General features: G+C 35.7%; 12 protein-coding genes. 7 read left to right on the forward strand and 5 right to left on the reverse strand.

The annotated features are described in order from the left end of the window. Positions 1 to 160 precede the first annotated feature (160 nt). Positions 161 to 1,630, forward strand: coding sequence for a D-alanyl-D-alanine carboxypeptidase/D-alanyl-D-alanine-endopeptidase (gene dacB, locus CHSO_RS08720; protein WP_045494999.1), 1,470 nt, complete (start codon positions 161 to 163; stop codon positions 1,628 to 1,630). A gap of 87 nt (positions 1,631 to 1,717) precedes the next feature. Continuing rightward, the gene (locus tag CHSO_RS08725; RefSeq protein ID WP_045495001.1) at positions 1,718 to 3,649 is read left to right on the forward strand and encodes a M1 family metallopeptidase; all 1,932 of its coding nucleotides are present in this window, start codon (positions 1,718 to 1,720) and stop codon (positions 3,647 to 3,649) included. A gap of 27 nt (positions 3,650 to 3,676) precedes the next feature. Here CHSO_RS08725 and CHSO_RS08730 read toward each other — a convergent pair whose 3' ends face one another. Continuing rightward, positions 3,677 to 4,555: a cupin-like domain-containing protein gene (locus CHSO_RS08730; RefSeq protein WP_045495003.1), complete on the reverse strand. Its 879-nt coding sequence runs from the start codon at positions 4,553 to 4,555 to the stop codon at positions 3,677 to 3,679. 158 nt (positions 4,556 to 4,713) lie between these two features. On the opposite strand from CHSO_RS08730, the gene kbl reads away from it, so the two are divergent. From kbl to gldG, 4 genes are all read left to right on the forward strand, one after another. Next, complete coding sequence (kbl, locus tag CHSO_RS08735; RefSeq protein ID WP_045495006.1) at positions 4,714 to 5,910, forward strand: glycine C-acetyltransferase; 1,197 nt, start codon at positions 4,714 to 4,716, stop codon at positions 5,908 to 5,910. A 190-nt stretch (positions 5,911 to 6,100) separates the two neighbouring features. Beyond that, positions 6,101 to 6,652, forward strand: coding sequence for a CopD family protein (locus CHSO_RS08740; protein WP_045495010.1), 552 nt, complete (start codon positions 6,101 to 6,103; stop codon positions 6,650 to 6,652). Positions 6,653 to 6,716: 64 nt separating this feature from the next. Continuing rightward, positions 6,717 to 7,445, forward strand: a complete 729-nt coding sequence (locus CHSO_RS08745) for an ABC transporter permease subunit (protein WP_045495013.1) — start codon at positions 6,717 to 6,719, stop codon at positions 7,443 to 7,445. 3 nt (positions 7,446 to 7,448) lie between these two features. Continuing rightward, on the forward strand, positions 7,449 to 9,119 hold the full coding sequence (gldG, locus tag CHSO_RS08750; RefSeq protein WP_045495015.1) for a gliding motility-associated ABC transporter substrate-binding protein GldG: 1,671 nt from the start codon (positions 7,449 to 7,451) through the stop codon (positions 9,117 to 9,119). A 411-nt stretch (positions 9,120 to 9,530) separates the two neighbouring features. Here the strand turns inward: gldG and CHSO_RS08755 are convergent, their stop codons facing one another. Next, entirely contained in the window at positions 9,531 to 10,310 is a 780-nt protein-coding gene (locus CHSO_RS08755) for a hypothetical protein (protein ID WP_232509170.1), read from the reverse strand. A gap of 378 nt (positions 10,311 to 10,688) precedes the next feature. Between CHSO_RS08755 and CHSO_RS24970 the strand changes: the two genes are divergently transcribed. Next, complete coding sequence (locus CHSO_RS24970; RefSeq protein WP_052480543.1) at positions 10,689 to 12,086, forward strand: phosphatidylinositol-specific phospholipase C; 1,398 nt, start codon at positions 10,689 to 10,691, stop codon at positions 12,084 to 12,086. Between the two features lie 97 nt (positions 12,087 to 12,183). Here CHSO_RS24970 and CHSO_RS08765 read toward each other — a convergent pair whose 3' ends face one another. The 3 genes from CHSO_RS08765 to CHSO_RS08775 all read right to left on the reverse strand — a co-directional run bounded on the left by CHSO_RS08765 (position 12,184) and on the right by CHSO_RS08775 (position 14,222). Then, the gene (locus tag CHSO_RS08765) at positions 12,184 to 13,002 is read right to left on the reverse strand and encodes a DUF2314 domain-containing protein (protein WP_045495022.1); all 819 of its coding nucleotides are present in this window, start codon (positions 13,000 to 13,002) and stop codon (positions 12,184 to 12,186) included. A gap of 44 nt (positions 13,003 to 13,046) precedes the next feature. Further along, positions 13,047 to 13,685 carry a hypothetical protein gene (locus CHSO_RS08770; protein ID WP_045495025.1) on the reverse strand — a complete coding sequence of 213 codons (639 nt, stop codon included), beginning with the start codon at positions 13,683 to 13,685 and terminating at the stop codon, positions 13,047 to 13,049. Positions 13,686 to 13,793: 108 nt separating this feature from the next. Then, positions 13,794 to 14,222, reverse strand: coding sequence for a DUF4268 domain-containing protein (locus tag CHSO_RS08775; RefSeq protein ID WP_045495028.1), 429 nt, complete (start codon positions 14,220 to 14,222; stop codon positions 13,794 to 13,796). Between the last annotated feature and the right edge of the window lie 64 nt (positions 14,223 to 14,286).

Raw genomic sequence — 14,286 nt, forward strand, 5'->3', positions numbered from 1 at the left:
CAATTTTTAACAAACTTTACAGTCTTTTATAAGACGTCTGTGGTCCGTTATATAACAATAATTTCTACTTTTGATCGTTGATTAAGTGTTTGGCTTTTTTATTGAATGATTTAACTTATCATTTTCTACAGGCTCAAACTATAGAACAAAAAAAGGATAGATGGTAAAATTCAGAAAATATATTTCAAGTGCAGCGGTGTTGGCTTCCGGTCTTTTCCTGGCTCAATCTACCGTTTCTACTGTTCTTTACTCTCAGAATTACGACAATCAGAAAAACAGCTTAAACCTTCCGTCGCCCGTAAGTTCGATGGTAGAGAGAAGCGTATTGTCGGCTAAAGAACTTGTAGACATTAATGTAAATACAATGATGGCGGATCCTGTGCTGAAAAATGCAAACTGGGGATTCGTGGTGTATGATCCGAAAACAAAGAAGGTGATCTCTTCTTATAATGAGAGCTCTCCGCTGGTTCCGGCTTCTACTACAAAATTGCTGACTACAGAAACAGCATTAAATCTGCTAGGGGAGAACTACCGTTGGCTTACTCAGTTAGAGTATGCAGGAACAATAGATGAAAACGGAACATTAAACGGAAACCTTTATGTAGTAGGAAGTGGAGATCCATCCCTGGGAACAAATAAAGCAGGAGCAGGATCTTACAGAGACATTATTTCAGATTTCATAGGTGGACTTTCACGTGAGGGAATCAGAAAGGTAAATGGTGATATTATCATTCAGACAGCGCTTTTCAAAGGCAATATTGCAATGCTTCCGGAAAATGTTGTATGGTTGGAAAACAATAATTACTATCTGCCTGCAGGAACTACACGCGCAATTAATCCGGCTAATGAAAAACTGATCGTAAAGAAATCCGGTTTCTCTACAGAAAAGAAATTTTTCTACGTTTCACCCTATGCTCATCAGATGGTATATGCTGAAAAGTATGACGGTGATGGGGTCTTAACAACAAAACTTCCGGATGCACCCGCTTACCTGGCAAATTCTTTCAGAACTACCCTGGTAAAAAGCGGAATTCCTGTTACCGGAAAAGTATTCGCAAAAATGACGGATCCAGCTCCGGAGAACAGAAAAACGATCTCTGCTTACAAATCTCCAACATTGGGTGATATTGTGTATTATACCAATCAGCATAGTGATAATTCTTTAGCAGAAGCTTTATTAAGAACAGTTGGATTCCAGAAACTGGGAGATCAGACTTCAGAATCTGGAAGAGTAGTAGTAACAGATCACTTAAAGGATGCCGGTTTTGATATGTTGGGTCTTACTTATATGGATGGAAGCGGACTTTCAAGAAGCAATAATGTGACTCCAATTTCTCAGGTGAAGTTTTTAACTTCTTTAATGGATGAAAAATATTACAGATCTTATTTAACATCTTTACCCATTGGCGGGCAGTCCGGAACATTGAAAAGAATGTTCCTTGGAACAGGAAACGGACAAGTTTTTGCGAAAACAGGAACTTTAAATAAAGTGAAAACATTGGCCGGTTATCTGAAAACAAATTCCGGTAAAACCTTAGTTTTCTCTCTGATGGTGAATAACTATTCAGGATCAGTAGATATGGTGAAAAAAAGAATGGAAAAGATTCTTGAGCCGGCCCTGGATCTTTAGAAGCAGTTTATTTTATATATTATAAAAACCTTTTAATCAATGATTAAGAGGTTTTTTTTATATTTGGAATCTACAATATTTCTGAGTATGAGAAAATTATATCTTCTGATGTTGAGCTTTTTGATGGTTCAACAGTTTTATGGCCAAAAAGAGCATCAACATGCTGAAATGAAAGGATTGGCTGAAAAGGAAATGAAATCTTTCACCCAAAAAATGGGTGCTGGCAACGTAAACCTCAATACCCTGAATTATGATCTGCAATATCAGAGGATGGATTTAAATATTGATCCTGCTGTTTACTATATTTCCGGATCTGTGACTTCGCATTTCAAACCCAATCAGAGTATGGGAAGCATTTATTTTGATTTTACCAATATTCTGGCAGTTTCCCAGGTGCAATACCATGGAAACAATATTCCGTTTCAGCAGCTTTCTTCCCAGGAGATCAAAATAGATTTTCCGGCTTCTCTACCGGCTAATGTTTTGGATTCATTAACGATTCATTATTCAGGAGCTCCGGCAAATAACACTGTTATGGTTGGAAATCAGGCATCCAATCCAATACCTGTTTTTTCTACTTTAAATGAACCTTACGGTGCTCAGGATTGGTTTCCTACCAAGCAAAGTTTAAATGATAAGATTGATAGATTTGATTTTAAAATTACTACTCCTTCTCAATATAGTGTAGCGTCCAATGGAAAACTGATGTCGGAAATTATTACACCAGCTACCGGGAAGAAGCTAACCTTCTGGAGAACAATGTATCCTACGGCAGCCTATCTTATTGCTTTGTCTATTACAAATTTTGCTAAGCAGAACACAACTATTGGAAATCCACCTTTTCCCTTTGTTAATTATATTTATCCTGCAACAGCCGGAAATCCGGAATTGATGTCCAATATTGAATGGACCAAACAGATCATGGATGTTTTTGAAACCTATTTTGGCCCTTATCCTTTCCGCAATGAGAAATACGGACATATGGAATATATTAATGGCGGCGGGATGGAGCATCAGACAATGTCCTCTATGATTGGCTGGCCTAAATATCTTATTGCCCACGAGCTTGCCCACCAATGGTTTGGCGATAAAGTAACCTGTGGAAAATGGAATGATATATGGCTGAATGAAGGCTTTGCCCATTTTGGAGAGTATGTTGCCAATGAAAAACTGATTATGACCCATGATGAGTTTATGAATTATCTGAAAGGCCGGATTGATTATATTACCAATAATGCAGGAGGCGCAGTCTATGTTCCGGATGCGCAGCTTAATAATATAAACCGAATTTTTGACAGCAGACTAACGTATACTAAAGGAGGCTATGCTTTAAGAATGCTAAAGTGGATCTTAGGTGACAATACCTTTTATCAAGCACTAAAAGATTATCATGAAAGACCGGCGCTGGCTTACAATTATGTGACTACAGCAGATTTTAAAGCTTCTTTACTTCAATCAACAGGAAAAGATTTCACAGAATTTTTTAATGATTGGATTTATGGTGAAGGATACCCAACTTATACAATCAAATGGAAACAAACAGGGAGCCAGTTGGCATTTAAAGTTTCCCAGATCCAAAGCAGTCCTACAGTAAGCTTTTTCGAAATGCCTTTACCAGTAAAAGTAACTGGAACTAGCGGAGAAATTGCTTATTTAGTGTTTGATAATACTTTCAATAACCAGTATTTTATTGAAAATATATCATTTCCAATAGCGAGTGTTCAGTTTAATTACGAATACCAGATGGTGGAAAAGAATTCTACCGTGGTTCAGGATAATACTTTAAGTGTATCTTCTGTAGAAAAGGATGATTTTGGTTTATATCCTAATCCAGCCAAAAATGAACTTTATCTTAAAGGTATTGAAAAAGAAACAGCATATTCTATTCATGGGATTGATGGCAAGCTGATAATAAAATCAATATTCAAACCAGGAAAAGCGATACAGATTGGAGAACTGGTTCCCGGAGCCTATATTATTACAGTGAATGAAAGACATATTAAATTTATTAAACATTAGGCGGGACAAACAAAATATAAAAAGCTTTCAAATCTGAAAGCTTTTTTGCTTCTTAAAAGCTACTGTACCTCTTCTTTTAGCTGCTTTTGCTTTGTATCTGAACCATTTTTCTTTAAATATATTCCGCATGATATTATCAAAATTTCTTGTAATAACCAGGTTCTTAAAACCACGCCATTTTTCAAGAAAACTTGATGGCAACGCCCTGACAGATACAGAATATCCGCCGGTTTCATATTGGATGTAATGCCACCATCCGGAGGGTATATAAAGCGTTTCACCAGGGTGAAGGACGGCTTCATAGCCATTTAAATAAAGTAAGCCTGGGTATTGTCTGTAATCCGGCGTCTTTAGATTAGGTAAGCTATGAAAATTATAGGGTAATTTGTACATCAGATCAGATTGTTCCCAAGGAAATAACCAGATTCGCTTAATTCCTTCAAATTGGGTGATGAAAACATGAGACATGTCAATATCAATATGATTTCGGGTTGCAGAACCCTCACCACCGAAGAACATAAAAGGCAGCCATTTTAATATTTTACCATTGGTAACATCATTGTAAATAATGTCATTTTTAAGTTCAGGCTTTATACTCAACAGATTAAATAAGAACAGCCGATGCTCAGTAGGAGTGGAACTTATAAGATCAAGATAGTTGGAGAAAGTAGTCTGTGCAATGGGCTGGCTGGCCACCCTGTCCATAGAATCCATTTCGCTGCCATATATATCTACTTGTTGTTCTCCTGCTATTTCCTTGAAATATTCATAATTCCATTTTTGGAAAGCTGGGCTTTCAGGATCTACAAAGTCTTCTATAATGACAGGGATTTGAGGTTTCATATGGTTAGTTATAAAGTTTCTTGAAACGAGTTTCTTTGTTTTCTTTACCGGAATCAATTGCATATTCAGAAAATTTAAACAAATATAAATATTATCCTACTAATTTAGTAGACTAATAATGTTAAAAAATAAACTTAAGATCAAATTTTAGAATTAAGCCTATAAAAGGTTTTATTTTACTGCCTTTTTAGTAAATTAGCACATCTAAAAAATTACTAAAAATGATTTCTGAAAAATACCTTCAACATTTACAGAACGAACTTCAAAATATTGAGAACGACGGACTTTACAAAAGAGAGAGAATCATCACTTCACAGCAAAGTGCAGAAATTGAAGCGAACGGAAAGAAGCTTTTGAACTTTTGTGCCAATAATTATCTTGGATTATCTAACAATCCAGAGGTTATGAAGGCTTCTCAGGATATGATCCAGTCTCACGGGTATGGAATGTCATCTGTACGTTTCATCTGCGGAACACAGGATATCCACAAAGAATTAGAAAAAAAAATCGCTGATTTCTTAGGACTGGAGGATACTATCCTTTATGCAGCAGCTTTTGATGCAAATGGGGGTGTTTTTGAACCTTTATTTACTGAAGAAGATGCTATTATTTCAGATGAATTGAACCATGCTTCTATCATTGATGGAGTGCGTCTTTGTAAAGCGGCAAGATACCGTTATAAAAATAACAATATGGCTGATCTTGAAGCACAGTTGATTGCTGCTTCAGAAAAAAATCACCGTTTCAAAATTATTGTAACTGATGGAGTTTTCTCTATGGATGGTATTGTTGCAGACCTGAAAGGTGTTTGTGACCTTGCCGATAAATATGATGCGCTGGTAATGGTTGACGATTCTCACGCAACCGGGTTTATCGGAAAAACAGGAAGGGGAACTCATGAGGCTAATGAAGTAATGGATAGAGTAGATATTATTACTTCTACGTTAGGAAAAGCTTTAGGAGGTGCTTTAGGAGGATTTACTTCCGGTAAAAAAGAGATCATCGATATGTTGAGACAACGTTCTCGTCCTTACTTATTCTCCAATTCATTAGCGCCAGGAATTGTAGGTGCTGCTTTGAAGGTGTTGGACATGATTTCTAATGATACTACACTTCGTGATAAAGTAATGGAAAATGCAGACTATTTCAGAACAGAAATGAAAGCGAAAGGTTTTGATATTCCTGATGGTGATGCTGCCATTGTTCCGGTAATGCTATATGATGCACCTCTTTCTCAGAAAATGGCTGAAAAGCTAATGGATGAAGGAATCTACGTAATCGGATTCTTCTATCCGGTAGTACCGAAAGGAAAAGCAAGAATCAGAGTTCAGTTATCTGCTGCTCATACAAAAGAACATTTAGATAAAGCTATTGCTGCTTTTGAAAAAGTAGGAAAAGAATTGGGAGTGATCTCTTAATTTTTGAGTTGAATAAGATCAATGAAATATAATCTTCGGCTCGGGCGGCTTTGCCGCCCCGAGCCGAAGTATTTTTTTATAGCTGTACTATTGAATGACTTTTGATTGGAATATTAGCTTTTCCCAGTCAAAAGAAAATTATTTTTAAAAATTATATAATAAGCTTATCTTTGCTGTTAATTTTTTCTGAATGCTTTATACAATCATCAAAGCGCTGCACATCATTTTTATGGTAAGTTATTTTGCGGGAATTTTTTATCTCGTGAGAATCTTTGTTTACTATAAGGATACCGATGAATTTCCTGAAGAAAAAAAGAAAATTCTGAGGGAGCAGTATACATTTATGGCCAGAAGGCTGTGGAATATTATCACCGTTCCTGCCGGAGTCATCATGGCAGTATGCGGACTGGTGATGATCTTTTTAAATCCGGGACTGATGAAAATGGGCTGGTTCCATTTAAAACTCACCTTCCTGATCGGACTTGCCATCTATCATTACTGGTGTTGGAAAAAAGTACTGAAACTAAAAGAATTAAACGGGAATACTCTGGAAACAGCCAACATCAAACTGAGACAGGCTAATGAAATTGCTACATTCATTTTATTCCTGGTGGTCTTCACTGTAATCCTGAAATCGATGGTAATTGAATATTGGTGGCAATTAATTGCAGGATTTTTCGTTCTTGTATTTCTGATTATGATGACTGTAAAACTCGTTAATAAGAATAAAAAAAAGAAATAATTGTTGAAGTAAAAGAGTAAGTGTACATTACATCTCTTTGCTTTTTACATTTTACTAAAAAACTATGATTGCAATTTTAAAGAAAGAACTTTGGAGTTACTTTGGAAACTGGAGTGCATGGGTAATTATTGCCGCCTTCAGTTTGATAGGGACTCTTTTCCTGTTCTTTTTCGACAACGATTCCAATATTTTTGAGATCGGGGCAGCCTCGCTGCAGAGCTATTTTGTGTTGGTTCCATGGCTTTTAATGTTCATTATTCCGGCACTTTCCATGAAAACTTTTGCTGAAGAGCAACAAACAGGAACACTGAACTGGTTATTTTCACAGCCATTGAAGGTTTCAGAACTTATCGCAGGAAAATTCCTATCTGTATGGATTGTTGGAGTCCTGTGTCTGATTCCCTCATTAATTTACCTTTATACTGTTTATGTACTGGGAGTTCCGGAAGGGAATATTGATCTTGGGATGACCTTTGGAAGTTATATCGGACTGATTATTCTAATTGCAGCCTTCTCAGGAATCGGGATTTTAGCCTCTTCATTATCACAGAATCAAATCATGGCCTATCTGTTAGGTGTTTTCATGTGCTTTATTATGTATTTTGGAATCGAGCAGCTGGCAAGCTATAAACTTCTTGGGGGAGCAGATTTTATCCTTCAGAATATTGGTTTTTACCAGCATTTCCTTGGGTTTACAAGAGGACTTATAGATCTGAAAGATGTTGCCTATTTTATTCTGGTCATCAGTGGGTCATTAGTATTGTCTAATCATTTTATTAACAAAAAGAAGTAGATTATGAAGAAGATCAATGCTAAATCTCCGTTGGGAATTTTCTTATTTGCAATTATCCCTCTGGTTATTATTCTTACCTATTCAGGAATAAGACTCGACTTAACAAAAGAAAAAAGATATACCCTTTCTGAAAGCACCATTAAAGTATTGGAATCCGTTAAAAAACCTTTAACAGTAGAGGTTTATCTTGAAGGTGATTTTCCGGCAAGCTTTAAACAGCTTCAGGGAGAAACGAAATTCATGTTGGAGGAGTTCAGAAAGATTAATCCAAAGATTGATTTCAAGTTCATCGATCCTATTAAAACAAAGATGTCTCAGGATACTTTGATGGCAATGGGAATGCAACCCTCAATTCTTCCGGATGTAAAAGATGGAAAAATTTCACAAATCACGCTTTTTCCATATGCTGTTATAAAATATGACAAAGACGGAGTTTCTATTCCGTTGGTTGTACAGCAGGCAGGGATTGATGCAGATCAACAGCTAACCCGTTCTATTGAAGGTCTTGAATATAATCTGGTTTCAAACATTAAGAATATTGCGGCCAATAAAAGGAAGAAAGTAGGGGTTCTGGTTAATCAGGATGAATTAAGTCCGGATGAATTCCAGGGATTCATGCAGCTTGCAATGGAAAATTATGATGCAGGGCCTATTATTCCTAAAAATCAGACTGAGCTTAGCATAGCGGATATCCCATTATTAAAGCAAATGAGTGCTCTGGTAATTGCAAAACCAAGAAAAGCTTTTACAGACAATGAAAAGGTCATTCTTGACCAATATATCATGAATGGCGGGAAAACGCTTTGGATGATTGATGCTGTAAATGCAGAAATGGATACCTTGACAAGATCTAAAAAGGTAATGCCTTTCCCAGTGGATATCAACATGACCGATTTCTTCTTCAATTATGGATTAAGAATCAATAATGCGCTGGTAAAAGATGTAAAGAAATTTGCTTTATTAAGACTGGTAACAGGGGAAGTAAGTGGAAATCCGCAGTATACAAGTTTACCATGGCCCTATTATCCTCTTGGAATTGCAGAAAACAATAATCCGATCACCAGAAATATCAACCCTGTAAAATTCGAGTTCCCAACTTCGATTGATACATTGGGGGGAAGAAAGAATATTAAAACAAAAGTTCTTTTTGAATCCAGCGAAAGAACACTGTTGAAACAGGTACCGAACTATGTTGATCTGAAAGAAATTGCTACAGTAGACAGCCTTGGACAAATGGAAAAACCAAGCACTCCGAAAATTTTTGCAGTAGCAGTAGAAGGAAAATTTAACTCTGCATATGCTTCAAGGATTGAAAGAAAATCTTATCCTGGCTTTAAAGCTGTAAGTCCTGAAAATAAAATGATCGTAATTGCAGATGGTGATATTGGGAGAAATAAAGTCATCAAAGGAAAACCACTTCCATTAGGAGTAGATATGCTGACGAATGAACAGTTCGGAAACGAGCAGTTCCTGAGAAACGCCTTAGATTATCTGTTGGATGATAGTAATCTGATGGAATTGAGAAACAGAAACATTGATGAGAGACTTCTGGACAGACGAAGAATTGAAGAAGAGAAAACCAATTGGCAATGGCTGAATTTATTGCTTCCATTGGCTATTATTGGTCTTGTCGGAGGATTGTTCTTCTGGCTGAGAAAGAAGAAATTTGGGTAATAAAAAAGAGAAGCATTTTGCTTCTCTTTTTTATTTAATGGCTATTGTAGTTTATAATTCATAATTCCAAGATCTATATTTTTTCCTTTTTTATTTCCGTTCCATCCATTCAAAATTCCGTATTCAATAACTTTTCTTACAACTGCCGGTGTGATTTCCATACGTATGTTTTCATTCTCTGTTATGGTTAGATAATCGAAATGAGCAAATAGTTTTTTCTTTTAAAGTAATAATTAGATTGATAATATCATCATTTCCTGAAGCAAGACAGCTATATTCAATATCATCGATTATGATGTTTTTAAACGTTTTTTTGGGAAGGCCCATCTTATTTAATTAGAGTTGATATTTCTCCAATATATTCCATAAAAGGTATCATTTCCTTTCTTATCTGAGAAATTAGTAGTATGATTATTCTTTCTTTAAGCTTAAAAAGTAGTCTTTTTTAAGTTTTTCAGCATGCCTTAATGATGGCAGTCCTATACTTTTCCGGTGTTTGTTTATGGCTGCAGAATCTATTTCTTTGAGAAAGGTACGCCCCATTCCATAATAGGTGCTTTTACCTAAAGAATGTCCGCCAGCATCAACCATCATAGAGTAATATAATGGGGGGCAATCCCCTGATTTCACATATTCAAGCACTTTCTTTTCAAAATAAGGATAAGAGCTTTTGGAATCGGCCATATGGCTTAGCAATGTAAGCATAGGAAAACTGCCTATTTTCTGTTGGGAAGGGAAACCAAATTTTTCAAATGTCCATTTGAACAGGGCTGCATTTTTTTCTACATTTCTTTTAACAATTGCTGTATCAAACGGTCTTCCTAGTTGATCTCTTTTAAAGGCAATATGAAAGGAATCTATTAACTGTTGGTTCAATCCTTTTTTCCAGTCTGCTATTTTTTCTTTTACTTCTGTACTGTCAATGTCGTATTTTTTAAATAAGGGTAAGTATTTTTTATATTCCTTATCATAAGGAGCTATCAAAGGAATTAATTTATATAAGCTCTTCTTTCCTCCAAAATCCTTTTTATATTGGTCCGAAAGCATAATATAAGTAACATATTCTTCAATTCTTTCCTGGTTTTTAGGTTCAAATTCTTTAAAAAGATCCCGGTATTGCTGGATGGCCAAATCAGGTTTATTAGCCATTCTGTAAATGCTATCTATTTCATTTATTTTGTTATAATACATAATATAGTTCTTTTTACAGGACATTAATGTAAAAAGGAAAATTACTGATAGATAGAGAGAATATTTCATAATATTAAATTAATTAGGAAAACGCTTTAGCGGGTATTTTTAAAGTTTTTATAATGGATGTTGATAGAGACTAAAAATATCAAATATTATTCAATTAATTCTAATTAGGTGTGAGAAATTAACAGTGTTTAATTGTTTATAAATAAGCATGTAGGATGATGGGGGACCGAGTTATGCTTACGTGAAAATACTCAGAATTAAAACACGTATTTGTACGCTATGACGGCGCTTTTATTCTATCTAATTTTGTCTGGCAGCATAGAAAAACTTATAAGCTTTTGCTAAAAAATATTGCTAAATCACCATATCATGCCTACAAAACAACACAACAGATTTCTTCTCCAAATGATGGAGGGAGTGAGTAATTTAAGAATGGTCATTACAGATCATAGCGTCTCATCAGGGCAGCCCTGGGAAAATACACCGGATATTATTCAGAAATCCGGGAATACTTGGGAAATTGATGTTCAGGCCGGAAGACACGGCACAGATACCGTTGCTCAATGGTTCAAAAGTAAAATATCTGGCGGTGATGCCATAGGATGCAGCTCCAATGATGCCTTGCCAGGTAAGCTTAACTTTGCTTTTACCTGTACCTTATCTTTCGATTATCAGAACAGACGTTGCGAGCTGCGTGATATCCAGATCGGGCAGGGGCACAATTCAAAGTCGGAGAATAACTGGTGGATCGGTAGCGGAAATATTAAAAAGATATCGGGAACTTATATTTTAAAAACAGACTCGAATACATATTTTAACTGTAATGTTTCAGTATCCGGTGTCAACCAGTTTTATCTCAAATTAAATGGTTCGGAGTGGATGAGTAAACTAGAACAAAATATATCTCTGAAAGCCTTAAGTATTCCGGGAACACACGATTCAGGAACCTATAAAATTTCTTCAGCATCATTTGGGGCACGATGCCAGAATTATGACATTAAGCAACAGTTGGAAAACGGGGTTCGTTTTCTGGATATCAGACTCGTGAATTCATCCAATTCCTCGGACCCGTTAGACCTTTACCACGGAATTATTTCCTGTGACGTAACTTTCGGTAATGTACTGGATGCCTGCCAGACGTTTTTAAGAGATCACCCGTCGGAAACTGTTTTAATGTCTGTAAACAATGAAAAAAGCGGACAGGATATCTCTGAGAACTTCATCAAATACCTTAAAAAATACAATACGCTTTATTTTCAGGGAAATACTATCCCTAACTTATATGAAGCAAAAGGAAAAATACTCTTTTTATATAGATTTGATCTGAATGTGGGAAATTCAGGAATTGATAAAAACAAAGTAGGAGTGAGGTTTGGAACATGGCAGGATAATACAACTTTTGAAACAGTGAATATTGTTGGACAAAAATTCTATATTGAAGACAACTACAAAAGCTATGATACCCACAAAAAAGTAAAATATGTTCAGGAAAATCTTGAACGCGCCATGCAGAAAAATGCTGATAATGATGCTGTTCTGTATGTAAGCTTTAATAGTATTGCTTATGGAGTGGGCCACCATACTCCTTATCAGTATGCTTGGGGTGGTTCAGGAGTAGATCCGGCAATGAATCCTTGGCTCAAGCAGTATACACAATATTCAGGGAAAAAGCGATTGGGAATAATTCCTTTGGATTTTTATAACAACGGTGGCGGAAATCCAATTGAAAATGGGTTGGTAGACAATATTATCCAATCCAATCATTGATTTTTTTGTTTTTATAAAGAAAAGGAGATAAAAAAGAGAAACTCTACAGCTTCTCTTTTTATTTTTTTATTCTTCTAAGTTTTTATTTCTCGGGTGGTTAATGATTTTCCAATACCGGAATAAGATGTGTCCAATTCAGTTGTTTTGCATAATCCAGTGCTGTTTTTCCAGCTTTAGATTGGATATTTTTATCTGCGCCAGCTTCCAATGCTGCCTTTACGGTAGTTAAATTTCCGGCAATGGTTTCTCTATGAAGAAGGGTTTGCCCGTTGTCATCAATTTGTTTGATTTCATCCGGATATTCCTGTAAGAATTTAGTAAAATCATCTTTCATATTTCTGCTCATCGGATGCTCAATAAGGTTTTCTGGTTCTTCCTTCTGTTGATTAACAACCAGAATATCATTGAAATCCCCAAAATCCAGCTGCCAGGCATTGTCATGATCTTTTCTTTCCGAAGCAGACATATCTGAACGCATTTTTTGAATAGTGAATCCACCATAAGACTTAGGAAGCGGATCGGCTGATGAAGAGAATAGTTTAGAAAGGCCCTTAGGCTTCTGTACATTGGGAGTGATAGCGAAAAGCCAGTCGCTGATTTCAGTAAGGGGAATATCAATAAAATCTCCAACCTGAACATTCTTTAGTGTATTGGGCTCGTTAATCAGATATCCGGTTATACGGTCACCATCAAAACCAATATCATTAATCCACATGTGCTCAACATTGGGTTCTCCTGTTTCTGTTTCTTCCGAAAACATTGCTTTTACACATGAAACATTAAGTCCCGGAATAATCCTTCTGTATTCCCAGGATTGTTCACGCCAAAAATATTTAAAAGTTTCCTGTGCTTTTTTGTATGCCTCTATCATTTGCGGGTCATTTCCGTCTGCCCAAAAAATAGGATTGTCTTCCATATAATAAAATAAGTTGTGTTTGTTTGGTCTATTTTTGAAATATTTTAGCTCTGATAAGCCTCTTTCGGAAGCAATGCTGCCGTTTTGTAATAGCTGATATCTGCCGGACATTTTTCCTGAAGCTCATGAAAAGTTTCATAATCATAATGAGTCCAGTTTTGTTCATTATCAGGATCTGAAGTTTTATCAACAGCCAATTCAAGTGTTCCGTCTTCTTCATAGCTGCATTCTATAGCGGCATACTTTTCTCCGTTTTTATCCAGGGTATACCAGCATTTTACAGTTCTTTCAAGCTGTGGCTCCTGAGTTTCATTGTCAATAACCTGTGAACATATAAAATTTTCAGGATCATCTGTTTTAAAAACAGTTTTGGATATCAAAGGAAGATCATCTACAGACAGTGAATACAGTTTATTGGTAGTAACAATGAACCCTTCGGCAATTTCCTTTTTTTCGATGTCAAAAAAATCAGATTTTTCTTTCAGGTATTCCAGAACTTCGTCCTCATGGTCTCCTTCGTGTAAGAAGTAGTTGATGTTGTATATACTTTCTTCGTTGATGAATTCAATCTCTTTCAGTATATCAGAATCACTTTCGTAATAATACAGATGATATTCATCTAGCTTTGTAGCTTTGCTTTTGGAGATGACTTCTCCAAAAATGTTTTTGTACACTTTTCTCATTGTTAATCATGTTTAGTTTCATCTATTAGTTTAAGTGGTATAGAGCAAAGATAGTTTTCTTTTTTATCTTAACCTAAAGTGTAAAACGGTATTTATTTCGTAATTATTTCAGATGTCCTTTATAAAATCCTCATATTCGTAATAAAATCTTTCAAATCCATCCATCTTTTCAACGAAGAATTCAAAAATTTCCTGCCAGGTATTTTTATTGAAAATTGAAACCCCGTGTTTTTCCACCCAAATCCGACTGATGACCTTTCCGTTTTCCAGTGTAAAATACTCGTCTTTCTGAAAATCTCCGATAAAATCTTTTAAAATATCTTCCAAAGACCATATTTTTTCATAATAAGCATTACGAAAAATATCATCTTTCATTTCGATATCAAGAGAAACCTCTACTTTTTTGTTGTCTGCAGAGAATTTAAATGCCATATCCTTGATCTTTGTGTCATACAGGATCCATTTTCTTGGAAAGGATTTCCCAAAAGCTGTCCAAAATTCCTTTTTGAGTTGTTGTGCTTCTTGTTTACTGAACATAGCGCAAACATAGCGATTAAATAGGAAAAAGGCAAAACTATGAAGGAAGAATAAGCTATAAATC

It is taken from the genome of Chryseobacterium sp. StRB126 (assembly GCF_000829375.1).
Taxonomy (GTDB): domain Bacteria; phylum Bacteroidota; class Bacteroidia; order Flavobacteriales; family Weeksellaceae; genus Chryseobacterium.